Origin of the sequence: Streptomyces polyrhachis (assembly GCF_042663125.1) — a bacterium.
GTDB lineage: Bacteria > Actinomycetota > Actinomycetes > Streptomycetales > Streptomycetaceae > Streptomyces > Streptomyces polyrhachii.
Map to the genome: position 1 here is coordinate 65,166 of NZ_JBHSZO010000020.1, position 23,007 is coordinate 88,172.

A 23,007-nucleotide genomic window follows, 5' to 3' on the forward strand; every position below is an offset into this window, starting at 1 on the left:
GCCTCAGCCCCGGAAGGCGTCCAGTCCGGTGAGCGCCTTGCCGAGCACCAGCTGGTGCATCTCCACGGTGCCCTCGTAGGTGAGGACGGACTCCAGGTTCGTGGCGTGCCGCATCACCGGGTACTCCAGCGAGATCCCGTTGGCGCCGAGGATGGTGCGCGCGGTCCGGCAGATCTCGATCGCCTCGCGTACGTTGTTGAGCTTGCCGAAGCTCACCTGCTCCGGCCGCAGCCGCCCGGCGTCCATCCGCACCCCCAGGTGGTGGGCGAGCAGAATGCCCTTGTGCAGTTCCACCGCCTTGTCGGCGAGTTTGGCCTGGGTCAGCTGGAAGCCGCCGATGGGCCGGTCGAACTGCTCGCGGGTCTTCGCGTACTCCAGCGCCGCCTCGAAGGAGGCGCGCGCCGCTCCCATCGCACCCCAGACGATCCCGTAGCGGGCGTGGGTCAGGCAGCTGAGCGGTCCCTTCAGCCCGGTGGCCCCGGGCAGCACCGCGTCGGCGGGCAGCCGGACCTCGTCGAGCACCAGCTCACTGGTGACGGAGGCGCGCAGCGACCACTTGTGCTTGATCAGCGGTGCGGAGAAGCCGGGGCTGCCGGTCGGGACGGCGAAGCCGCGGATGCCCTCGTCCGTCTGCGCCCAGACCACCGCGACGCCGGCGACCGAGCCGTTGGTGATCCACATCTTGCGCCCGCTGAGCACCCAGTCCGAGCCGTCGCGCTTGGCGTGGGTGCGCATCCCGGCCGGGTCGGAGCCGTGGTCGGGCTCGGTCAGGCCGAAGCAGCCGATGATCTCGCCGGCCGCCATCCCGGGCAGCCAGCGCTGCTTCTGCTCCTCGGAGCCGAAGCGGTGGATGGCGTACATCGCCAGCGAGCCCTGGACGGAGACGAGCGAGCGGATGCCCGAGTCGGCGGCCTCCAGCTCCAGGCAGGCCAGCCCGTACTGCACGGCCGAGGAGCCCGCGCAGCCGTAGCCCTCCAGCGGCATCCCCAGCGCGCCGAGCGCGCCCAGCTCGCGGGCCAGCTCCCGTACGGGCACCTCGCCGCGCTCGTACCAGTCGGCGATCTCCGGCAGTACGCGCCGGGCCGACCAGTCGCGCACGGTGTCGCGGACCGCCAGGTCCTCCGGGTCGAGGAGGTCGTCAATCCCGAGCGGATCGCCGGGGTCGAACGGCGGCAAGGGGCGTGCGGACCTGCTGGGCTGGCTGGACTGGCTGGACATGGCGGGCGTCCTCCGGGAAGCGGTCGCGGCTCGGCTGCTGCGAGGGCGACGCTACTTCCGGGTAATCGCCGGCGTCCAGGCGATCCCCGCCACACTCCGCCGTCCTCGGCAGCCGCAGCGCGGCCAGCGCGCCCAGCAGGAGCAGTCCGGCGCTCACCGCCAGCGTGACGTGCATGCCGTGCACGAAGGCGTCGCGGGCGGCGCGGCGCAGCGCCTCGCCGCGGGGGCCGCCCAGTTCGGCGGCGACCTCGTAGGCCTCGCCGAGCGAGTTCCCGGCGGCGCGTCCCGAGGCGGCGGGGACGCCGGGGACGTCGGCGACGCCGGGGCGGTAGACGGCGTTCATCACGCTGCCCAGCAGGGCGATGCCGATGCCGGCGCCGAGCTGGTAGGAGGTCTCGCCGATCGCGGAGGCGCCGCCGGACTGCTCGGCGGGGGCTTCGCTGAGCATCGACTCGTACGACCCGAAGAGCGTCATCTCCAGTCCGAAGCCGAGCAGCACGAAGCCGGCGGTCAGTACCACCGGCTCGTCGCGCTGCTCCATCGAGACCAGGACGAGGACGGCGGCCGCGGTCAGTACGAAGCCCAGGGCGACCATGGCGCGCGGTCCGAAGCGGTGCAGCATGCGCGCGCCCAGCAGCCCGGAGGCGATGGCGGCGAAGGTCAGCGGGATGAGCCGCACGCCCGCCTCCAGCGGGGTGAAGCCGAGGACGAGCTGCAGGTACTGCACGGCGATCAGCTGCAGCCCCACCAGGGCGAGCATCGCCAACACGATGCAGCCCACCGCGGTACCGAAGGCCCGCCGCCGGACCACGCGGAAGTCGACGAGCGGGGCGGGTCGGCGCCGCTGGCGCCGTACGAAGAGCGTCATCAGTACGCAGCCGGCGACGGCCGACAGCAGGGTGGCGGGGTGCAGCGCCGACTCCCCCGCACCGATCTGCTTCACCGCGTAGACCAGGCCGAAGAGGCCCAGGGCCGCCATCAGCGCGCCCAGTACGTCCCACGGGCCCGCGCCGCGCTCACTGGACTCCGGGAGCAGCCAGCGCCCGACGGGCACCGCGATGATCATCAGCGGGATGTTGACGAGGAAGACGGAGCCCCACCAGAAGTGCTCGACCAGGAAGCCGCCCAGCAGCGGGCCGATCGCGGCGCCGGCGGCGGCGGTGGCGCTCCAGATGCCGATGGCCAGCGCTCTCTCGCGCCGGTCGGGGAAGACGTGCCGGAGTATGGAGAGCGTAGCCGGCATGATCATCGCGCCGCCGACGCCGAGCAGCGCGCGGGCCGCGATCAGCACGTGCGGGTCGCGGGCGGCGGCGGCGAGGGCGGAGGCCACACCGAAGAGGGCGTAGCCGAGCAGCAGCACCCGGCGGCGGCCGATCCGGTCGCCCAGGGTGCCGAAGAGGATGAGGAGGGAGGCGGCGACCAGGGGGTAGGCGTCGACTATCCACAGCAGCGCGGTGGCGCTCGGCCGCAGGTCCTCGGTGAGGGAGGGCACCGCCACGTGCAGCACGGTGGCGTCCAGGGCGACGAGCAGCAGGCTGGAGCAGAGCACGACCAGGATGGTCCAGCGCCCGGCGCCCCCGCCGGCGGCAGGCCCGCGCCTCGCAGGCACCCGCCCCGGCTGACGCACGGCCGTGGTCGTCCCTGCCATCTACGATCCTCCAGCGAACCGGTGAGCACTGCTCTTCGCGAGAGCCTTCGCGAGAGGTCAGAGTACGCGAGAGCCAACGATCGCCGCGGGGTCCGGTCGGAGTTGAGGCGAACGTCCCACCATCATGACGGTGGGTAGGGACCCGGTCACCGCGCACCCGGCGGAGGCGACATGATCACCCCGCGCTCCCGGTCCCCGACGTCGGCAAACACCACGCGGCCTCCCGGCGAATCCGCGATTAACGCCGGAGGAGCCGGAAAGCAGAATGTGCGATGAATCCTTTACGCATTCTCCAGAACGACCGGAACAAGGTCCCCGATCGAGCGGGACGGAAGTCCCGAATGAGACCGACCCCACATCACATCGGCATTACAAGTCCGCCGCGTGTGCCAATCGGACCCGCGCCGACCTGTAGCGTCGAAACCGTGCATACCAGAGACAAGCCCACGGCAGTGGAGGAGCGGACCGCCCACACGGCGCGCCAGCCGCTCCCCCCGCGCATGACGCGCGCCCGGCTGTGGCTCTTCGGATCGACCGCGGCGGTCTACGCGGCGATCGTGATCGGCGTGCTCACCACCTCCTGGCTGGTGCGGCTGGACTGGCAGTTGATGCTCTTCAGCCCGTACAAGCAGTGGCCCGGGGTGCACGCCTTCCTCGACTACTTCGTGGTGCTCGGCCAGCGCGGCCCCACCGCCCTGGCCGTGCTGTGCTGGCTGGGCTACTGCGCCTGGCGCGGGCGCACGCTGCGGCCGGTGCTGGTGCTCGGCGCGGCGCTGCTGCTGCTGAACATCACCGTCGGCGCGGCGAAGTTGGGCATGGGCCGCCTGGGGCCCCACTACGCGACCGAGATCGGCTCGAACGAGATGTGGCTCGGCGGGGATATATTTCCCTCCGGTCACACCGCGAACGCCGTGGTCACCTGGGGTGTGCTGGCCTACATGGCGACCACTCCGCTGGCCCGTCGCGTGGCCTCGGTGATATCGGCCGTCGTCTCGCTCGGCGTCGGCCTGACGACGGTCTACCTGGGCACGCACTGGATCAGCGACGTACTGCTGGGCTGGGCCGCCGGGCTGCTGGTGCTGCTCGCCCTGCCGTGGTTCGAGCCATGGACGGCCCGCGCCGAGGCCGCCGCGCGGGCGCTGGCCCGGCGACTGCGGCAGCCGCGCACGGCGCCGGCGCCGCTCGCACAACCGGTGGCGGCACGGGTCGCGATCATCTCCCAGCGGGCCGGCGCGGCCCTGGCCCCGCACGGTTTCGGCGACGCGGTGCCGGAGATGGCGGGCGTACTGGGCACAGCCGCCCGCCCGGCGGCACCGGTGCCGCCGGCCCACGGCCGCGAGGGCGCCGAGGGCTGGCCGCACCACCCGGCGCGCCCGCACACCACCCGGCACGAGCGCACACCGGTCACCCCTGCGGGCAGTCGGCGTCCGCCGGTCGGAGACCGCGCGCCGCGTGCCCAGACCCGTACGACGAGCGGTCCCTCCTAGCGGGTGCGAGGCGGGCCCACCGGGCAGCGAGACCCCGGCACCCCCCAAGGGGGTGGCGGGGTCTCAGCCTTTCCAGGAGCGCTTCACCCTGCCGTCCTCGGCCTCGAAGTTGAGCCGGCCGGCCCGGTACTCCATGGTGATCACCGCTCCCGGCGGCAGGGTGCGGACCTGGGGCCAGCCGCGCTCGCGGGCGCGCTGCTCGGCCGTGTGGACGGGGAGGCCGAGGTAGGCCCCGAGGTCGTCGCGGGGTTCTGCTGGGACGTTCGGTAGCGGTGCCATGCACCCACGCTAGTCCCCCGGCCCGCGCCCCGGCAGCCGCCGTGCGGTCATACCTTCATCCCGCCCCGGTCCGCACGAGGTCACGCTTGGGTCACAACTTCCCCGGCCGCATTGACGTGCTTCCGCATGGATCACCCCAGGAATTCGAGAGCCTTTCCGAGCAGCCCCGACTCGCGACTCCCATTCACGCGGGAGCAGTCCGGCGTTCATGGAGGAAACCCCTCCTATTTCCGGTGCGGGCATCCGGTTGCAGGTTTTTCCAATTCCCCGACGGATGGCGTCGTATAAACAATCCGCGACCGGGGCGCCTCCCCACGGCCCCTTACAGGATCCTTACAATTACCGCACAATTGAACGGGAACTACGCCCGGAGAGCGATCTCGCACGCCTTCCCCGCGCCGGCCGCCGGCCACCCGCCCGTCGGGCGGCGGACACGGGAGCGGCGCGGGCGGAGAGGGCGAAGAACGTCGCTCCGCGGCGACAGTTGGCAAAGCGTGAGCGATTCCGTCCGCTATCCGACAGGGCCTGCACGGCGGGGTTGTCAATCGCCGCACCGGGCGTGACCCCCGGCTCGGATCGCCCGTTGGGGATGTGGACCGACCCCAACTTCGAGGAGCAACCCGTGTCTCGCATGCTCGACGTGAGCGAGGACGTACGCGCCGAGATCGGCGACGAAGAAGCGATGCGGCTGCTGGCCGGCGACGGCGCACCCGGTACGTACGACTGCACTTCCTGCCGCACCCCCGGCGACAGCGGGCAGGAGCGGACCTCGACGGTGCTGTTCGTCGGCGAGGAGACGGCGGTGCTGGCCTTCGCCCACGCCAGCTGCGTGCCCTCCCAGGTGGTGCCGGTCTCGGAGGAGCAGCTGCAGGGCGCCGTGGCCTCCATCACCGCGGTCGAGGGCGACCCGGAGCCCCAGGAGCCGCCCCTGGCCGAGCTGCCCCGCCAGGCGGTGCTGGGGGTGACCTGCGGGCTGGTGCTCTGCGGCCAGGAGCTGAAGGCGGCGCTGGTGGTGGAGCCGACGGGGCCGATCTCACGGCCCGGCGACCCGGGTCCGGGCGACGACTTCCTGCCGCTGCTGATCGAGCAGGGCTTCCTGCCCGTGATGGACGTGGACAGCCCGCCCGCCGGGATTCCGGGCTGGTCGGTGCTGCTGGTCGGCGGGCGGCTGCACGCCGTGATGCAGCCGGGGCCGGTCGGCGGCCAGCCGACGGCCTGGTGGCAGGCGCACCAGCCGCTGCAGGTGACCGACGGCTGGCGGCAGACGGCCGCGCAGTCGCAGCAGGTGCTGGTCCTGGCGGCCCCGGTGGGGACGGTGGGCCGGCAGCCCCGCGAGGACCTGCTGCGCGAGGCGCTGGAGCTGGCGGCGGCCCGCGGGCTGCTGGTGGGCGCCGCGATGCCCCTGACGGGGACCTGAGAGTCACACGTTCGGTGCCGCCGCACCCGCATCCCCCGGGCCCGTGGCGTCGTTGCTGGGATGTGCACTTCTCGTATCCCCAACGGCCGATCCCCGCGATGCGCCCGTCCCACGAGTCCGATGACCTGGCAAGCGATACGCCGATCTACGACGAGTTGTGCGCCGAGTACCGCAGGCTGTTCAGGGCGCTGCCCGGGGACCGCGCCGGCGAGGAGCGGCTGCGCTTCGACAGCCTCGCGGCCCTGACCTTCGGCCGCCGGGGCCGCCGGCACGCCGGGGGGCGTGAGCTGGAGCGGTGAGCGCGCGCCTCGCACAGCGCCCGCACAGGGGTGGGGGCCGGTACACCGCGGTGTACCGGCCCCCACCCCTGTGCGCTATTTCTTGTTGCGCCCGCGCTTCTCCCGCACGCGTACCGAGATCTGGATCGGCGAGCCGTCGAAGCCGAACTCCTCGCGCAGCCGCCGCTCGATGAAGCGCCGGTAGCCGGCCTCGATGAAGCCCGAGGCGAAGAGCACGAACCGCGGCGGCTTGGTGCCCGCCTGGGTGCCGAAGAGGATGCGCGGCTGCTTGCCGCCGCGCACCGGGTGCGGGTGGGCGGCGACCAGCTCGCCCAGGAAGGCGTTCAGCCGGCCCGTCGGCACCCGCCGCTCCCAGGACTCCAGCGCCGTCTCGATGGCCGGCACCAGCTTCTCCATGTGCCGCCCGGTGCGCGCCGAGACGTTGACCCGGGGCGCCCACTGCAGCTGCACCAGGTCCCGCTCGATCTCCCGCTCCAGGTAGAAGCGCCGCTCGTCGTCGAGCTGGTCCCACTTGTTGTACGCGATGACCAGCGCCCGCCCGGCCTCCACGGCCATGGTCAGGATGCGGGTGTCCTGGACGGAGATCGGCTCGGTGACGTCGATCAGCACGACCGCGCACTCGGCCTTCTCCACCGCGGCGGCGGTCCGCAGGGAGGCGTAGTAGTCGGCGCCCTCCTGCAGGTGCACCTTCTTGCGGATGCCGGCGGTGTCGACGAACTTCCAGGTCTTGCCGCCCAGGTCGATCAGCTCGTCCACCGGGTCGCGGGTGGTGCCGGCCATCTCGTTGACGACGACCCGCTCCTCGCCGGCGACCTTGTTCAGCATCGACGACTTGCCGACGTTGGGGCGGCCGATCAGCGCGATACGGCGCGGGCCTCCGACGGCGTCGCCGAAGGTCTGCGCGGGTGCCTCGGGCAGTACGTCCAGCACGGCGTCGAGCATGTCGCCCGTACCGCGTCCGTGCAGGGAGGAGACGGCGTACGGCTCGCCCAGGCCCAGGCTCCACAGCATGGCGGCGTCCGCCTCGCCGGAGGCGCCGTCGACCTTGTTGGCGCACAGCACGACGGGCTTGCCGGCCCGGCGCAGCAGCTTCACCACGGCCTCGTCGGTGTCGGTGGCGCCGACCTTGGAGTCCACCACGAAGATCACCGCGTCGGCGGCCTCGATGGCGAACTCCGCCTGCGCGGCCACCGAGGCGTCGATGCCCAGGACGTCCTGCTCCCAGCCGCCGGTGTCGACGACCTTGAAGCGGCGCCCGGCCCAGTGCGCCTCGTAGGTGACACGGTCGCGGGTGACGCCCGGCTTGTCCTCGACGACGGCCTCGCGGCGGCCGATGATCCGGTTCACCAGGGTCGACTTGCCGACGTTGGGGCGGCCGACGACGGCGACGACGGGCAGCGGGCCGTGGCCGGCCGCGGCCAGCTCCCCGTCGATCTCCTCGGCGGAGAAGCCCTCCTGCGCGGCGAGCTCCATGAACTCCGCGTACTCGTCGCCCGAGAGCTCGCCGTGCTCCTCGCCGGCCGGCCTCACCTGTCCGGATGCGTGCTCGCTGGTCATGAGGTCTTCGTCTCCGTCACGTCGTGTACGCCCCCGTCCCCGGCGGGGGACGGCGGCGAAGTCCTGGGTTGTCGAGTTGTGGCGGCTGCACGGTGTGCAGCACCCAGTGTGGTCTATCGGCCGGTGGTGCGCCTGGCGGCGGCCAGATGGGCGGTGAGCCGCTCCTGGATCCGTACGGTCGCCTCGTCCAGCGCCGCCCGGGTGCGCCGCCCGCTGCCGTCGCCCGCCTGGAAGGGGTCGCCGAAGACGAGGTCCACGCGGGAGCGCAGCGGCGGCAGGGCCGGTATGAGCCGTCCCCGGCGCTCCGTGCTGCCCAGCACCACGACCGGGACGATGGGCGCCCCGGAGCGTAGCGCGAAGTACGCCAGGCCGCCGCGGATCGAGGCGAAGTCGCCGTCGCCCCGGCTGCCCTCGGGGAAGATGCCCAGCACGCCGCCGCCTGTGAGTACGCCCAGTGCCCTGGTCACGGCGGTGCGGTCGGCGACGGTGCGGTCCACCTCCAGCTGGCCGATGGCGCGCAGGAAGCTGCCGAGCGGGCCGACGTACGCCTCCTTCTTGATCAGGAAGTGCACGGGCCGCGGGGCGGTGCCCATCAGCATCGGGCCGTCGATGTTGTGCGTGTGGTTGACCGCCAGGATGACCGGTCCGGTGGCGGGCATCCGCCAGGCGCCGAGCACCCGGGGCCGCCACAGTCCGCGCATCAGGCCCACGCCGATGCGCCGCCCGACGGCGGCACCGCGCGCGGAGGGCGCTTCGGTGCCGGTCGGGACGAAGGCGGTGGCGGGGGTCGGCCGGGTCACCGGCTCCGCTTCTCCTCGATCAGGGTGACGACGCACTCGATGACCTGCTCGAGGGTCAGCTCGGTGGTGTCGACCTCTATCGCGTCGCCGGCCTTGGCCAGCGGGGAGGTCTTGCGGCCGGAGTCGGCGGCGTCGCGCCTGGCCAGCGCCTGGCGGGTGGCGGCGAGGCTCTGCGCGTCGCGGCCGCCCTGCTCGCCGGAGCGGCGGGCGGCGCGGGCCTCCTCGGAGGCGGTGAGGAAGATCTTGGCGTCGGCGTCGGGAAGGACGGTGGTGCCGATGTCCCGACCCTCCACGACGATGCCGCCCTGCGCCTGGCGGGCGATCTCGCGCTGCAGTGCGGTGATCCGGGCACGCACCTCGGGTACGGCGCTGACGGCGCTGACGGCGGAGGTGACCTCCTGGCCGCGGATGGGCGCGGAGACGTCCTGGCCGTCGACGGTGATGGCCGGCGCGGCCGGGTCGGTGCCCGAGACGATCTCGGGGCGGCCGGCGGCGGCGGCGATGGCGGCCGGGTCGGTGAGGTCGATCCCGTTGTGGAGCATCCACCAGGTGATCGCCCGGTACTGGGCACCCGTGTCGAGGTAGCGCAGGCCGAGCTTGGCCGCGACAGCCTTGGAGGTGCTCGACTTGCCCGTGCCGGAGGGGCCGTCGATTCCGACGATCATGAAGGGGACCTTTCTCGAACACGGGCGCTCTTGCCTGAACAGCCTACTGGCTGGCAGAGGCCCCCTTCGCCCGGGTCGGCGCCGGACGGAGGCGAGGTTCAACACACCGGCGGGCGGCGCACGTTGGCACCCGGGCCGCCGGGAAGCCGGGCGGTCTCACTGCCGCAGCGCCCAGCCCCGCTCCCGCAGCGCGGCCGCCAGCACGGGCGCCGACTGCGGCAGGACTGCCAGCGTGATGCGCCCGGCCTGCTGCCCGGTGGCGTGCTCGATGCGCACGTCCTCGATGTTGACGCCCGCGGCTCCGGCGTCCGCGAAGATCCGCGCCAGCTCCCCGGGCGTATCGCTGATGAGCACGGTGACCGGCTCGTACGGGGCGGGGGCGGCGCCGTGCTTGCCGGGCACCCGCTCGCGTCCGGCGTTGCCGCGCCGCAGCACGGCCTCGATCCCGGCGGCGCCCGCCCGGCGCTTGTCCTCGTCCGCGGCCTGCAGCGAGCGCAGGGCCCGTACCGTCTCGTCCAGGTCGGTCGCCAGCTCCGCCAGTACGTCGGCCACCGGGCCGGGGTTGGCGGCCAGGATGTCGATCCACATCGCGGGGTCGGAGGCGGCGATGCGCGTCACGTCGCGGATGCCCTGGCCGCAGAGCCGCACGGCCGTCTCGTCGGCCTCCTCCAGCCGGGCCGCGACCATGCTGGAGACGAGCTGCGGGGTGTGCGAGACGAGCGCGACGGCCCGGTCGTGGGCGTCGGCGTCCATCACCACCGGCACGGCGCCGCAGAGGGCGACCAGCTCCAGCGCCAGGTTCAGCACCCCGGTCTCGGTGGCGGGCGTGGGGCTGAGCACCCAGGGGCGGCCCTCGAAGAGGTCGGCGGCGCCGGCCAGGGGGCCGCTGCGCTCGCTGCCGGCCATGGGGTGCGTACCGATGTAGGAGGCCAGCTCGCAGCCCGCGCCCTCCAGCTCGCGCCGCGGTCCGCCCTTGACGCTCGCCACGTCGAGGTAGCCGCGCGCCAGTCCGGCCGCCTGCGCCTCGGCGAGGGTACGGGCCACGTGGGCGGGCGGTACGGCGACGACGCACAGGTCCACCGGCCCGGCGGGCTCCCGGTCGGTCCCGGCGCCGAGCGCCGCGGCCGTACGGGCCCGGGAGGCGTCCTCGTCGCGCAGATGGACGGTCACACCCCGGCCGCTGAGCGCGAGCGCGGCGGAGGTGCCGATCAGTCCGGTGCCGATGACGAGTGCGGTTCTCACACCGGCCAGGGTAGTGAGCCCGGCGGCCGGCCGCCGCGCCGCCCGGTCCGTGAGACGCGGTGTCCGCCGCTCGGACGCCGGCCCTTTGCCGCGCTGCCTGTCACGCGGCGCCTGTCACGCGGCCCGGCGGTCGCCGCCGTTCCGCGCGCGCCAGGCGACCGTCTCGAAGTCGGCGGGCACGCCGTGGGGCGTCGCCTCGTCGACGACCTCGGGCAGCCGGCCCGCCAGCTCGTTGAGCGCCTGGTCGTCGGTGAGGCCGTTCAGCTCGGCGGCCTCGTGGACGGCGTCCCCGGGCAGGGCGAGGGCCAGCTGCTCGGCCGTGACGGGGAGGTTCTCCGTACCGGCCCCGATCCAGGACCAGGCGGCCTGCTGGAGCGCCGGATCGGCCTCGGCGCCGACGAGCAGGTCGAAGACCCGGCCCAGGGCGCTGCCCGCCTCCTCCTGGCCGCCGTCGTGGCCGCCCAGGACGTCGAGGGTCGATTCGAGGACGTCCTCGTGCTCCCCGACCAGCCGCAGCCCGATCCCCGCCGGGGTGCCCGCCGCGGCGGGGGTGAAGCCGATCAGCTCGCCGGCGCTCGCGGCGCCGGAGGCGCTGCCGTCGTCGAGGATCGCGCCGAGGAGGCCGCTGAGAGAAGTTCCGTACATGTCGTCCCCTTCCCGGGCCGAAGCCGGAGCGGCGCTCGGGACGGCACTCGGGCCCGGCAGAACTCCGGCCCGTCAAATCTGCCCCCGAACGGGGCTCCCCGCGAGTCGATCAAGGACCCGGCGCGGACCGCGCGCCCCCGCACCGGGCGCGATAGCGCGGTGGAACGCGGTAGAAAGAGAACATGATCTACCACGTGGTCCCGCTGGACGACTGGCTGCAGGCCCCGGACCGCCCCTTCGCGCCGTCCTCGCTGGCGGCGGAGGGCTTCGTGCACTGCTCCCCCGACGAGGCGAGCGCGCTGGCCGTGGCCGACGCGCGCTTCCGAGAGGCGGTGGGCCCGCTGATGGTGCTGCTGATCGACGAGGGCGAGCTGACGGCCCGGCTGGCCTGGGAGGCGGGCTCGGACGGCCGCAGGTACCCGCACGTCTACGGGCGGATCAACCGCGCCGCGGTGACCGGGATGCTGGAGGTGGAGCGCGACGCGCAGGGCCGAGCCCGCTCCCTGGGGGTGTGGTCCTGAGACCCGGGAAAGGCAGCCGGGGCGCGGGGTGGCCCCCCGCGCCCCGGCCACTGCGCCAACCGGCCTGACTACAGGCCGACTTCCTTCATCAGCATGCCGACCTCACTGTTGGTCAGCCGCCGCAGCCAGCCGGACTTCTGGTCGCCCAGCGCGATCGGGCCGAAGCGGACCCGCACCAGCTTGTCGACCGGGTAGCCGGCCTCCGCCAGCATCCGCCGCACGATGTGCTTGCGGCCCTCGTGCAGGGTGACCTCGACCAGGTAGTTCTTGCCGGTCTGCTGGACGACGCGGAAGTGGTCCGCGCGGGCGTAGCCGTCGTCCAGCCGGATGCCGTCCTTGAGCTGCTTGCCCAGATCGCGCGGCAGCGGGCCGGTGATGGCGGCGAGGTAGGTCTTCTGCACGCCGTAGCGCGGATGGGTGAGCCGGTGGGCCAGCTCGCCGTGGTTGGTGAGCAGGATGAGGCCCTCGGTCTCCGTGTCGAGCCGACCCACGTGGAACAGGCGCGTCTCACGGTTGTTGACGTAGTCGCCGAGGCACTGGCGGCCCTCCGGGTCCTCCATCGAGGAGACCACGCCGGCGGGCTTGTTGAGGGCGAAGAAGAGGTACGACTGGGTGGCGACGGTCAGTCCGTCGACCTTGATCTCGTCGTGCTGCGGGTCGACGCGCAGCCCCTGCTCCAGGACGATCTGGCCGTTGACCTCGACGCGGGCCTGCTGGATCAGCTCCTCGCAGGCGCGCCGCGAGCCCATGCCGGCCCGGGCGAGGACCTTCTGCAGCCGCTCGCCCTCGGGCTCCTCGAAGGTCTTGGGGGTCTTGATCGAGGGCTTGTCGTGGCGTGCGCGGTTGCGCTCCTCGATCTGCGCGTCCAGCTCGCGCGGGCGGGCGGCGCCGGGACGGCCGCGCTGCCCCTTGGCCGGGCCCTTGGCGGGGCCGGGGCCACGGCTGCCGCCCTGGCCCTTGCCGCCCCTGCCGCCCTTGCCGCCCTGCGGGCTCTCACCCTGGGGGATGCCGCTCTTCTCGTACCGTCGCTCCTCGGGCCGCGGCGTGCCCGACCGCTGCTGCCTGTCGTCGCGCTGGTTGCCCGAGCCCCGGCTGTTGCCCCGGGACCCGCCGCTACCGCTGTTCCTGCTGCCGCCGCTGCTTCGCATCAAACGTCCGTATGTCAGTCAGTGTCGCTGTGGTCGTCCACATCGAACGACGGCACGCCCTCCTGGGACTCCCCCTCGACCGCGTCCGCCTCGGGCAGGAAGGGGGCGAGCTCGGGGAGTTCGTCCAGGCCGCGCAGGCCCATCCGTTCCAGGAAGTAGTTCGTCGTCCTGTACAGGATCGCACCTGTTTCGGGTTCCGTCCCCGCTTCCCCGATCAGCCCGCGCTGCAGCAGGGTCCGCATCACGCCGTCGCAGTTGACGCCGCGCACGGCCGAGACGCGCGATCTGCTGACCGGCTGGCGGTACGCCACAACGGCCAGGGTCTCCAGGGCCGCCTGGGTGAGACGGGCCTGCTGACCGTCCAGTACGAACCCCTCGACGGCCGGTGCGAACCGCGCCCGCGTGTAGAGGCGCCAGCCTCCGGCGACCAGCCGCAGGTCGAAGCCGCGTCCCTGCGCGGTGTACTCGTCCGCCAGCTCCGCCAGCGTCTCGCCGACCTCCCGGGGCCCGCGCTGGAGCACCTTGGCCAGGTGCTCGGCGGTGGCGGGCTCGTCCACCACCATCAGCACCGCCTCCAGCGCGGGTTTGAGCGGCAGCCGGGCGACGGCCGACTCCTCTGCCCCCTCCGCCGCTGCCGTCTCCTGCGTCTCCTCGCCGACCGTCACGTGGCCTTCTTCCCCTCCTCCGGCGCCACCGCCGGAACGTCGAACTCATCGGTGACCAGCGGCTCCTCGCCGGCCTCTCCCGTCCAGCGCACCATCAGCTCCCCCAGCGCCTCCTCCTGGTCCAGGACGACGGCGCGCTCGCGGTACAGCTCCAGCAGCGACAGGAAGCGCGCCACCACGGTGAGGGTGTCGGGCGCGTCCCCGACCAGCTCCCGGAAGCTGGCGCTGCCGACCTCCCGCAGCAGTCCGATCACCACGGCGGCCTGCTCGCGCACGCTCACCAGGGGTGCGTGGATGTGCTCCACGTACACCTGCGGCACGGGCTTGGGCTGCATCGCCTTCACGGCCAGTTTCGCGAAGCCCTCGGCGCCGATGCTGATGACGACCTCGGGGAGCAGCTCGGCGTGCTGCGGCTCCAGCCCCACGGTGCGCGGGTAGAGCAGCGCCTCGGCCGCGAGCCGCTCCTCGAAGATCGCCGCGATCTTCTTGAACGCCCGGTACTGCAGCAGCCGCGCGAAGAGCAGGTCGCGCGCCTCCAGCAGCGCCAGGTCCGCCTCGTCCTCCACCTCGGCGGCGGGCAGCAGCCGGGCGGCCTTCAGGTCCAGCAGGGTGGCGGCGACGACCAGGAACTCGGTGGTCTGGTCGAGGTCCCAGTCGGGTCCCATGGCGCGGATGTGCGCCATGAACTCGTCGGTGACCTTGGAGAGGGCCACCTCGGTGACGTCCAGCTTGTGCTTGGAGATCAGCTGGAGCAGCAGGTCGAAGGGGCCCTCGAAGTTGGCCAGCCGCACGGTGAAGCGCCCGTCACCGGCGGGAGCGGGCCCGGGCTCGGACACGGGCGACGGGTCGGGGAGCGGAGGCGGCGCGGGGGGCGTCGGGACGGGATCGGGCTCGGGGGCCGGGCGGGGCGGGTCCGGCACCGGCTCGGGCACCGGCTCCGGTACGGGCAGGGGCGGCGGCGGGGGCGGCTCCGGAACGGGCGACGGAACGGGCTCGGGCGCCGTCTCCACGGCGGACCCACGCGTGCGCACGCCGGCGCCGGGCCCGCGCCCCAGCGCCCGCCGCCCGTCCCTACGCTGCTCATCCGGCCTGTTCATCGCTGGGCAGCGTATCGCCTGCGCCTTCCGGCGACGCCTGGCACCTCGACGGCGCGGGCAGGAAGACCCGGCCGGAGGAGACCTGCCCCCAACAGGGCCTATCGGCCCCGCAGCCGCCGCACCAGGATGCTCGCCTCACCGCGTGACTCAAGGTCCGCCAGCACCACGGCGACGGCCTCGCGGACGATGCGGCCCCGGTCGACCGCGAGTCCGTGCTCCCCGCGCAGCGCCAGCCGCGCCTGCTCGAGGTCCATCAGCTCCTCGGCGGAGACGTACACGGTGATCTTCTCGTCGTGCCGCTCGCGCCCCGAGGGACGCCGACCGCGCCCGCCGCGCCGGCGGGCCTGCCCCGCCCCGCCCCGCGCCTCCGCGGGCGGCTGCGAGCGCTGGGCCGGGGGCTGCGCCCGCTCGGCCGACTGCGAGCGCCGTCCGGAGTGCTCGGGCTCGTCGGAGCCCCCCGCCGCTTCGGAGGACGGGCCCTGCCCGTCCTCCGTACCCCCCTTGGCCGTGCGCGATCCCGAAGCCGCGCCCGGGCCGGAGCCCGGACGGGAGCCAGAACCGGAGGCGGAGCCCGCGCCCGGCGAGGACGACTGCAGCGCCGATCCCCCCGTCGTACGGAACAGCTCATCCGCCCCCGGCAGACTCACTCGGCGTGACACCGGGCGAGCACCTCCCTGGCGAGCTGGCGGTACGCGGCGGCGCCGACGGAGTTGGAGGCGTAGGAGGTGATGGGCTCACCGGCGACGGTGGTCTCCGGGAAGCGCACCGTGCGCCCGATCACCGTGTGGTAGACGTGCTCGTCGAAGGCCTCGACCACGCGGGCGAGCACCTCGCGCGAGTGCACCGTGCGCGAGTCGTACATGGTCGCGAGGATGCCGTCGAGCTCCAGGTCGGGGTTGAGCCGCTCCTGGACCTTCTCGATCGTCTCGGTCAGCAGCGCCACTCCGCGCAGGGCGAAGAACTCGCACTCCAGCGGCACGATGACCTTGTGCGCGGCGGTCAGGGCGTTGACCGTCAGCAGGCCCAGCGAGGGCTGGCAGTCGATGACGATGTAGTCGTACTCGGCCATCAGCGGCTTGAGCGCCCGCTGCAGGGTCTGCTCGCGCGCGACCTCGCTGACGAGCTGCACCTCGGCGGCCGAGAGGTCGATGTTGGAGGGCAGCAGGTCCATGTTCGGCACGGCCGTCTTCAGCAGCACCTCGTCCGCCGACATGCCCCGCTCCATGAGCAGGTTGTAGACGGTCAGGTCCAGCTCCATCGGGTTGACGCCCAGGCCCACCGAGAGCGCGCCCTGCGGGTCGAAGTCGACCAGCAGCACCCGGCGCCCGTACTCGGCGAGCGCGGCGCCGAGGTTGATGGTGGAGGTCGTCTTGCCGACGCCGCCCTTCTGGTTGCACATCGCGATGATCGTGGCCGGACCGTGGTCGGTGACGGGCCCGGGGATCGGGAAGTACGGCAGCGGGCGCCCCGTGGGGCCGATGCGCTCGCGGCGCTGGCGCGCGGCGTCCGGGGCGAGCGTGGCCGCGTACTCCGGATCGGGCTCGTAGTCGGCGTCCGGGTCGTAGAAGTGACCTTCGGACAGATCGTCGTAGTCGGCGAGTCGAGTGGGATCGTCCCCGCCGCTCTGGCCGCCTGCCATGGCGTTCACGTGATGATCGTTCCTGCTGGTGGTGGTGTAGCCCTGGTGCGGGGCGAAGGCGTGGACGGCGACGGAGCCGACAGGAAGCCCGACTCGCGGGGAATCCCCCGGGGGGGCCTCCGAAAGAACGTGGCCCCGCACAGGCGCCCCTGGTCGAACACCCCCGGGAGTAAATGTCGACTCATTCACAAGTCGTCCTACCTCCTTGGGTGACCAGGAAACTTTATCGATACGTCAGCGTGGCATCTTGCCGACGATTGGCGACTCTATGGCGTGTCAGGGGGTCGCAGCAACACAATCGGCCGTACCCGGCACGATGTGTCGGTCTCCGAACAGACTTGTGCGCGACTTTCCGCAACTGCCCCGACGGCTCCGCGACTACGGACGCCACCGGCCGAACCCCAGGTGGCAAGGTTCGGCCGGTGGTCGGTAGTTGGCCGGTCGGCGTCTTGCGCGAACGGCGCCGACCGCACGTGGGAGGTCAGCCCAGCACGCGGCTCAGTTCGGCGACCGGAAGGCCGTGCGCCTCGGCCACGGGACCGTAAACCACCTGTCCTTCATGGGTGTTGAGGCCCTTGGCGAGCGCCTCGTCGCGGCGCAGCGCCTCCTGCCAGCCGAGGTTCGCGAGCTTCACGACGTAGGGCAGCGTGGCGTTGGTGAGGGCGTGGGTGGAGGTGTTGGGCACCGCGCCCGGCATGTTCGCCACGCAGTAGAAGACCGAGTCGTGGACGTCGAAGACCGGGTCGGCGTGGGTGGTCGCGCGCGAGTCCTCGAAGCAGCCACCCTGATCGATCGCAATGTCGACAAGTACACTTCCGGGCTTCATCCGGGCGACCAGCTCGTTGGTGACCAGCTTCGGCGCCTTGGCACCGGGGATCAGCACGGCGCCGATCACGAGGTCGGCCTCGACGACGGCCTTCTCGAGGTTGTACGCGTTGGACATCACGGTGCGCACCTTGGTGCCGAAGATCTTGTCGGCCTCGCGCAGCTTGCGGATGTCCATGTCCAGCAGCGTGACGTGGAAGCCCATGCCGATGGCGATCTGCACGGCGGACCAGCCGGAGACACCGCCGCCGATGACGACGGCCTCGGCGGGGGCGACGCCCGGCACGCCGCCGGGCAGCACGCCCCGGCCGCCCTGGGAGCGCATCAGGTGGTACGCGCCGACCTGCGGGGCGAGCCGGCCGGCCACCTCGGACATCGGGGCGAGCAGCGGCAGCTGGCGGTCGGCGGTCTCGACCGTCTCGTAGGCGATGGCCGTGGTGCCGGACTCCAGCAGCGCGTCGGTGCACTCGCGGGAGGCGGCCAGGTGCAGGTAGGTGAAGAGGACCTGGTCCTTGCGCAGGCGGTGGTACTCCTCCGCGATCGGCTCCTTGACCTTCAGCAGCAGGTCGGCGGTCTCCCAGACCTCGTCGGCCGTCTTCAGGATCGAGGCACCGGCGGCGGTGTACTCCTCGTCGGGGATGGAGGAACCGAGGCCCGCGCCCTGCTCGACGAAGACCCGGTGGCCGTTGCGCACCAGCTCATGCACGCCGGCGGGGGTGATGGCCACGCGGAACTCGTTGTTCTTGACCTCGCGGGGGATACCGACCTTCACGACAGATCACGGTCCTTGCAGTCACAGGGAATGAATGGGTACTGGGCAACACTGAGCAACACTGAGCAACGCTGGACAGCGCCGGACGAAAACCTGCGGACGCCGACAGCGCAGCACATTGCGGACACCTGGGATCAACGGGTGCATCCGCGATACAGCCAGTGTAATGAAGGGTTGCCTGCTGTCCAGCCTTCAAAGAAAAAAACTCTCGGTGGAAGCGTCTTGGTTTCTTAGGTCAGCCAGCAGCGGCCCCGGCGGCCTGCTCCGCCCCCTCCCCCTCGGGCTTCCCCGCCCCGTCCGCCCCGTCTGGCCCATCCGCCCTGTCCGGCCCATCCGCCCCGGCCGCCCCCGCTCCCCCGTCCAGCAGACGCAGCGCCGCCGACCGCCGCACCTCCGCCGCCACCGGGTCGCCCAGCCGCTCCAGGGCGTCCGCCATCCGCAGCCCCACGGCCGCGCGCAGCCGGTCGTCGCCCGCCAGCCGGGCGCTCTCCAGCGCCTCCTCGCAGGTACGCAGGCACTCCTGCGGCCGGCCGGCGTACTCCTGCACCCGCGCCGTCTCGCCCAGCGCCCGCGCCACCCCGGCCTGGTCGCGCAGTCGGCGGTACGCCGCCACCGCCGCCCGCCACTCGCGCAGCGCCTGCCCCCACCGCCCGGCGTGCGTGTACACCGCGCCCAGCCGGGAGCGCAGCCGCGCCTCGTCGTCGCGCCGGGCGCCGGTGTGGCACAGGTCGAGCGCGCGGCCGTACCAGTCGGCGGCCCGCTCGAAGTCGCCCAGCTCCTGGTAGGTGCAGCCCAGCGACTCCAGCGCCCGCCCCACGAGCGGCGGCTGCCGCGACTCGCGGGCCTGCGCGAGGGCCTCGCGGTAGCGCCCGAGCGCCTGCTCGCGGCGGCCGGCGAAGGCGTCGAGGTCGCCGAGCTGGAGCAGCGCGGCGGCCTGCTCCGGGCGCAGTGCGCGCCGCCGGGCCACGGCGAGCACCGTCTCGTGCAGCTCGTACAGCTCGGGCGCGGCGGCCTCGGCGCCCAGATGGGTGCGCAGCGCCAGGGTCAGGGCCGCGATGTAGCGCCGGGCGAGGGTGTCCAGTTCCCCGTCGAGCGCGGCCTCGCGGGCGGCGGCCGGCAGCGCCGGCAGCCGGGTGCGCAGCCACTCCCGCGCCGCCGGCGCGCCGGAGAAGCGCAGCGGCCGCGGGACGCCCTCCAGCGCCTTGCGCAGCGCCGGGTCGCCCGTCCCCTGCGGTTCCTGCGCCGCCGCCTGGCAGGAGCCGAGCAGCGTGATCAGGCGCTCCAGCATCCGGGCCCGGGCCAGCAGCGCCTCGCTCGGCCGGTCGTGCGCCTTCAGCAGTCCGGCCAGCTGCGGCCGCAGCCACCGGGGCACCTCCCACAGCTCCTGCGCCCCCGGCAGGGGCCGCAGCAGCCCCTGCCGGGCGAAGTCGGCCAGCGTCCGGCGGGCGGCGGCGAGGGTGGAGCCGGCCAGCGCGGAGCCCAGTTGGGCGTCGACCAGTCCGGCCGGGGCCAGGGCGAGCAGGCGCAGCAACTGGGCGGCGGGGGCGGGCAGTTCCTCGTGGGCCAGTCGGAAGGCGCGCGTCATGGGCCGGTCGCCGGGGATCGCGCGAAAGCGGCGCAGGGCGTGGGACACGGCCGCCTCGGGCCGTACCGCCAGCCAGCCGGCGACCAGGGTGAGCGCGCCGGGCAGGCCGGCGCACTCCTCGGCCAGCAGCTGCGCCGCCTCGGGGTCGCAGGCGATCCGGGTGCCGCCGGCGCGCCGGGCGATCAGCTCGACGGCGGCGGCGGTCTCCAGACCGCCCAGCGTGCAGGGGCGCACGTCCGGGACCCCGGTGAGCGGCCCCTCGGCGATGGCGACGACGAGGCAGTCGCGGTTGTCGGGCAGTACGGAGGCGAGCAGCTCGGGGTCGTGCACCTCGTCGAGGATGAGCAGGGTCCGCCGCTCGCCGAGTGCCTCGCGCGCCGCCTGCGCCAGCTCGTCGGGCTCCGCCCCCGGTGCGCAGGGGATGCCGAGCGTCTCCAGCAGGCGGCGCGGGGTGTCGGGGCCGAGGGTGGCGCGCAGTACGCCGTCCGGGTAGTCCTCGCCCACCCGGGCGGCCAGCTCCGCCGCCAGCGCGCTGCGCCCGGAGCCGGGCCGGCCGGCGATGAGCAGCAGGCGGCAGCGCGGGGCGGGGCGGCCGGCGAGGGTGTCGAGGCCGGCCTGGGAGATGTCCTCGCGGAGCGTCCGCAGCTCGCGCTCCCGGCCGAAGAACCCCCGGTCGCCGTCGTCGGGGGGCGGGGCTGCCGGGCCGCGGTCGGGTCCTGTGTCCTCATCTGTCACGGTTTCGAGCGTAGTTCACCCTCCGTGAGGCCGCGGATACGCCGCAGCCCCGCCCAGGAGGTGGGCGGGGCCGAATTCACCGCATCGGGTCAGTGCCGGTGCGGGGTCCCTGCGGGGTGGTACGGGGCGCTACCGGAGGGGGCGCGGCCTTGCGGCGCGCCGCCCGCCGGCGGTTCAGTACGGTCGCGCGGGCCAGGGCGCGTCCGCCGGGCGCAGGGCGTCCAGGCCCTCGCCGGCGAGCGCGGCCCGTACCGCCAGGACGCCTGTCACCAGGCAGTTGTTCTGCAGTTCGCCGGCGAGCGCGCCCCGTACGAGCTCGTCCAGCGCGACCCGGGCGAACTCCATGTCCGCCTCCTCGTCGGTGACGGCGTAGCGCTCTCCCTCGGCCTCGGCGAGACCGCGGGCCAGGAAGACGCGGACCGCCTCGGAGGAGCCGCCGGGCGTGGGGTAGAGGTCGAGGAGTACCCGCCAGTCGTCCGCCTTGACGTGCGCCTCCTCGTACAGCTCGCGCTGGGCGGCGGTCAGCGGGTTCTCGCCGGGGACGTCCAGCAGGCCGGCCGGGATCTCCCAGAGCTTGCGGCCCACCGGGTGGCGGTACTGCGAGAGCACCAGCACCCGGCCCTCCCCGTCGAGCGCGAGCACGGCCACCGAGCCGGGGTGGACCTGGTAGTCGCGCCGTGCCGTGGCGCCGCCGGGCATGACGACCTCGTCCGTACGCACGGCCGTCTTGGCGCCCCGGAAGGGCGTGTCCGTGGCGACGACCTCCCAGGACTGGGGTGTGTCCCGCAGGGTCATGCCTTCTCCGCCCCGCTCTTGGCACCACTCTTGGAGCCCTTGGGGGCCGGCTTCGCCGCGCCGGCCTCCTGGCGCTCGACGGCCGCCTTCACCAGGCCCGCGAAGAGCGGGTGCGGGCGGGTCGGGCGCGAGCGCAGCTCGGGGTGGGCCTGGGTGGCGACCAGGTAGGGGTGCACCTCGCGCGGGTACTCGACGTACTCCACCAGCGTGTCGTCGGGGGACGTGCCGGAGAAGACGATGCCGGACTTCTTCTCCAGCTCGCCGCGGTAGGAGTTGTTGACCTCGTAGCGGTGGCGGTGGCGCTCCGCCACCACCGGCTCGTCGCCGTACGCCTCACGCACGACCGAGCCCTCGGCCAGCTTCGCCGGGTACATGCCCAGGCGCATCGTGCCGCCCATGTCGCCCTCGCCGGCGACGATGTCGAGCTGCTCGGCCATGGTGGAGATCACCGGGTGGGCCGTGGCCGCGTCGAACTCGGTGGAGTTGGCGTCCGGGATGCCGGCCAGGTTGCGCGCGGCCTCGATGACGATGCACTGCAGGCCCAGGCAGATCCCCAGCAGCGGCACCCCGCTTTCGCGGGCCCAGCGGATCGCCTGGACCTTGCCGTCGACACCGCGCTCCCCGAAGCCGCCGGGGATGACGACGGCGTCCACGTCGGCGAGTACCCGCTGCGTGGCGGCCGCGTCCGTCAGGTCGTCGGAGGTGACCCACTTGACGGTGGCGCGGGCGTTGTTGGCGAAGCCGCCGGCGCGGATCGCCTCGGTGACGGAGAGGTAGGCGTCGGGCAGGTCGATGTACTTGCCGACGAGCGCCACGGTGACCTCGTGCTCGGGCTCGTGCACGCGGGCGAGCAGGTCGTTCCACTGCGTCCAGTTCACATCGCGGAACGGCAGGTCCAGTTTGCGCACCACGTAGGCGTCCAGGCCCTCGCTGTGCAGCACCTTGGGGATGTCGTAGATCGACTTGGCGTCGATCGCGGCGACCACGGCGGCCTCGTCCACGTCGCACATCAGCGAGATCTTGCGCTTGATGGAGTCGGGGACCTCGCGGTCGGCGCGCAGCACGATGGCGTCGGGCTGGATGCCGATGTTGCGCAGGGCCGCGACGGAGTGCTGGGTCGGCTTGGTCTTCAGCTCCCCGGAGGGGCCGATGTAGGGCAGCAGCGAGATGTGCACGACGAAGACGTTGTCGCGGCCGACCTCGTGGCGGACCTGGCGCACCGACTCCAGGAAGGGCAGCGACTCGATGTCGCCGACCGTGCCGCCGACCTCGGTGATGACGACGTCGACGTCGTCGGTGGCCATCCGGCGGATGCGGGACTTGATCTCGTTGGTGATGTGCGGGATGACCTGCACGGTGTCACCGAGGTACTCGCCGCGCCGCTCCTTGGCGATGACGGTGGAGTAGACCTGGCCGGTGGTGACGTTCGCGGAGCCGTCGAGGTCGACGTCCAGGAAGCGCTCGTAGTGGCCGATGTCCAGGTCGGTCTCGGCGCCGTCGTTGGTGACGAACACCTCGCCGTGCTGGAAGGGGTTCATCGTGCCCGGGTCCACGTTGAGGTACGGGTCGAGCTTCTGCATCGTCACGCGCAGGCCGCGGGCCTTGAGCAGTGCGCCGAGGCTGGAGGCGGTGAGCCCCTTGCCGAGCGAGGAGGCGACGCCCCCGGTGACGAAGATGTGCTTGGTCGTCGAGGATGGCATGGCCAATGGGGGCTCCCGTGGTCGCTGGTGGGGTGCGTTGCGGGGGTGCCGGACTGCCGGGCGACCTCTCCGCTCCACGGGCTACCAGGGTAACAGTGCCTTCGGGGCGGCGCGTGCCGGAGGGTCGCGGGGGCGGCCTTCGGGGCGGCGCGCCCCACAACCGGAATTGCTAATTCCGCAGGTCGGGGGCGGGTCCGCGCCACGGACGGAACGGGATGTTCCGCGGCTGCCGGGAGCCGTCCGGTGGGACCCGCGGCCGATCCCCGCG

Annotated in this window: 21 protein-coding genes; 4 read left to right on the forward strand and 17 right to left on the reverse strand. The window is 73.3% G+C overall.

Annotated elements, in window-relative coordinates; genetic code table 11:
- Window positions 1-3: 3 nt before the first annotated feature.
- Both ACFQLX_RS14560 and ACFQLX_RS14565 read right to left on the reverse strand, forming a co-directional pair.
- Window positions 4-1,218, reverse strand: a complete 1,215-nt coding sequence (locus ACFQLX_RS14560) for an acyl-CoA dehydrogenase family protein (RefSeq protein ID WP_386415028.1) — start codon at window positions 1,216-1,218, stop codon at window positions 4-6.
- Complete coding sequence (locus tag ACFQLX_RS14565; protein WP_386415029.1) at window positions 1,139-2,866, reverse strand: MFS transporter; 1,728 nt, start codon at window positions 2,864-2,866, stop codon at window positions 1,139-1,141. The genes ACFQLX_RS14560 and ACFQLX_RS14565 overlap by 80 nt, the downstream gene beginning before the upstream one ends.
- Before the next feature lie 500 nt (window positions 2,867-3,366).
- On the opposite strand from ACFQLX_RS14565, the gene ACFQLX_RS14570 reads away from it, so the two are divergent.
- On the forward strand, window positions 3,367-4,353 hold the full coding sequence (locus ACFQLX_RS14570) for a phosphatase PAP2 family protein (protein WP_386415097.1): 987 nt from the start codon (window positions 3,367-3,369) through the stop codon (window positions 4,351-4,353).
- A gap of 63 nt (window positions 4,354-4,416) precedes the next feature.
- On the opposite strand, the gene ACFQLX_RS14575 is transcribed toward ACFQLX_RS14570, so the two are convergent.
- Window positions 4,417-4,632, reverse strand: coding sequence for an I78 family peptidase inhibitor (locus tag ACFQLX_RS14575; RefSeq protein ID WP_386415030.1), 216 nt, complete (start codon window positions 4,630-4,632; stop codon window positions 4,417-4,419).
- A gap of 622 nt (window positions 4,633-5,254) precedes the next feature.
- Between ACFQLX_RS14575 and ACFQLX_RS14580 the strand changes: the two genes are divergently transcribed.
- Together ACFQLX_RS14580 and ACFQLX_RS14585 are read left to right on the forward strand one after the other, a co-directional pair.
- Window positions 5,255-6,049: a hypothetical protein gene (locus tag ACFQLX_RS14580; protein ID WP_386415032.1), complete on the forward strand. Its 795-nt coding sequence runs from the start codon at window positions 5,255-5,257 to the stop codon at window positions 6,047-6,049.
- Window positions 6,050-6,147: 98 nt separating this feature from the next.
- Complete coding sequence (locus ACFQLX_RS14585; RefSeq protein WP_386415035.1) at window positions 6,148-6,348, forward strand: hypothetical protein; 201 nt, start codon at window positions 6,148-6,150, stop codon at window positions 6,346-6,348.
- A 75-nt stretch (window positions 6,349-6,423) separates the two neighbouring features.
- On the opposite strand, the gene der is transcribed toward ACFQLX_RS14585, so the two are convergent.
- From der to ACFQLX_RS14610, 5 genes are all read right to left on the reverse strand, one after another.
- The gene (gene der, locus ACFQLX_RS14590) at window positions 6,424-7,905 is read right to left on the reverse strand and encodes a ribosome biogenesis GTPase Der (RefSeq protein ID WP_386415037.1); all 1,482 of its coding nucleotides are present in this window, start codon (window positions 7,903-7,905) and stop codon (window positions 6,424-6,426) included.
- A 113-nt stretch (window positions 7,906-8,018) separates the two neighbouring features.
- Complete coding sequence (locus ACFQLX_RS14595; RefSeq protein WP_386415039.1) at window positions 8,019-8,741, reverse strand: lysophospholipid acyltransferase family protein; 723 nt, start codon at window positions 8,739-8,741, stop codon at window positions 8,019-8,021.
- Window positions 8,702-9,370: a (d)CMP kinase gene (cmk, locus tag ACFQLX_RS14600; RefSeq protein WP_386415041.1), complete on the reverse strand. Its 669-nt coding sequence runs from the start codon at window positions 9,368-9,370 to the stop codon at window positions 8,702-8,704. Before cmk ends, ACFQLX_RS14595 begins: the two co-directional genes overlap by 40 nt.
- A gap of 156 nt (window positions 9,371-9,526) precedes the next feature.
- Window positions 9,527-10,612, reverse strand: a complete 1,086-nt coding sequence (locus tag ACFQLX_RS14605; RefSeq protein ID WP_386415043.1) for a prephenate dehydrogenase — start codon at window positions 10,610-10,612, stop codon at window positions 9,527-9,529.
- Between the two features lie 114 nt (window positions 10,613-10,726).
- Window positions 10,727-11,257 (reverse strand): YidB family protein, encoded by a 531-nt coding sequence (locus ACFQLX_RS14610; protein ID WP_465270548.1) that lies wholly within the window; start codon window positions 11,255-11,257, stop codon window positions 10,727-10,729.
- Window positions 11,258-11,439: 182 nt separating this feature from the next.
- Here ACFQLX_RS14610 and ACFQLX_RS14615 point away from each other — a divergent pair, with 182 nt between their 5' ends.
- Entirely contained in the window at window positions 11,440-11,778 is a 339-nt protein-coding gene (locus tag ACFQLX_RS14615) for a DUF952 domain-containing protein (RefSeq protein WP_386415044.1), read from the forward strand.
- Window positions 11,779-11,846: 68 nt separating this feature from the next.
- Here the strand turns inward: ACFQLX_RS14615 and ACFQLX_RS14620 are convergent, their stop codons facing one another.
- The 9 genes from ACFQLX_RS14620 to ACFQLX_RS14660 form a co-directional block, all read right to left on the reverse strand.
- A complete protein-coding gene (locus ACFQLX_RS14620) occupies window positions 11,847-12,926 on the reverse strand; it encodes a pseudouridine synthase (RefSeq protein WP_386415046.1) in 1,080 nt (359 codons plus the stop codon).
- A gap of 14 nt (window positions 12,927-12,940) precedes the next feature.
- Entirely contained in the window at window positions 12,941-13,591 is a 651-nt protein-coding gene (gene scpB, locus ACFQLX_RS14625) for an SMC-Scp complex subunit ScpB (RefSeq protein WP_386415048.1), read from the reverse strand.
- A complete protein-coding gene (locus ACFQLX_RS14630) occupies window positions 13,588-14,688 on the reverse strand; it encodes a segregation and condensation protein A (RefSeq protein WP_386415050.1) in 1,101 nt (366 codons plus the stop codon). Before ACFQLX_RS14630 ends, scpB begins: the two co-directional genes overlap by 4 nt.
- Before the next feature lie 98 nt (window positions 14,689-14,786).
- Window positions 14,787-15,347, reverse strand: a complete 561-nt coding sequence (locus ACFQLX_RS14635; protein ID WP_386415052.1) for a hypothetical protein — start codon at window positions 15,345-15,347, stop codon at window positions 14,787-14,789.
- Window positions 15,332-16,327, reverse strand: a complete 996-nt coding sequence (locus ACFQLX_RS14640; protein WP_386415101.1) for a ParA family protein — start codon at window positions 16,325-16,327, stop codon at window positions 15,332-15,334. Before ACFQLX_RS14640 ends, ACFQLX_RS14635 begins: the two co-directional genes overlap by 16 nt.
- Before the next feature lie 481 nt (window positions 16,328-16,808).
- A complete protein-coding gene (gene ald / locus ACFQLX_RS14645) occupies window positions 16,809-17,924 on the reverse strand; it encodes an alanine dehydrogenase (RefSeq protein WP_386415054.1) in 1,116 nt (371 codons plus the stop codon).
- Window positions 17,925-18,159: 235 nt separating this feature from the next.
- Window positions 18,160-20,244 (reverse strand): tetratricopeptide repeat protein, encoded by a 2,085-nt coding sequence (locus ACFQLX_RS14650; RefSeq protein ID WP_386415056.1) that lies wholly within the window; start codon window positions 20,242-20,244, stop codon window positions 18,160-18,162.
- A gap of 174 nt (window positions 20,245-20,418) precedes the next feature.
- Window positions 20,419-21,039: an NUDIX domain-containing protein gene (locus tag ACFQLX_RS14655; protein WP_386415057.1), complete on the reverse strand. Its 621-nt coding sequence runs from the start codon at window positions 21,037-21,039 to the stop codon at window positions 20,419-20,421.
- On the reverse strand, window positions 21,036-22,739 hold the full coding sequence (locus tag ACFQLX_RS14660; protein WP_386415060.1) for a CTP synthase: 1,704 nt from the start codon (window positions 22,737-22,739) through the stop codon (window positions 21,036-21,038). Before ACFQLX_RS14660 ends, ACFQLX_RS14655 begins: the two co-directional genes overlap by 4 nt.
- Between the last annotated feature and the right edge of the window lie 268 nt (window positions 22,740-23,007).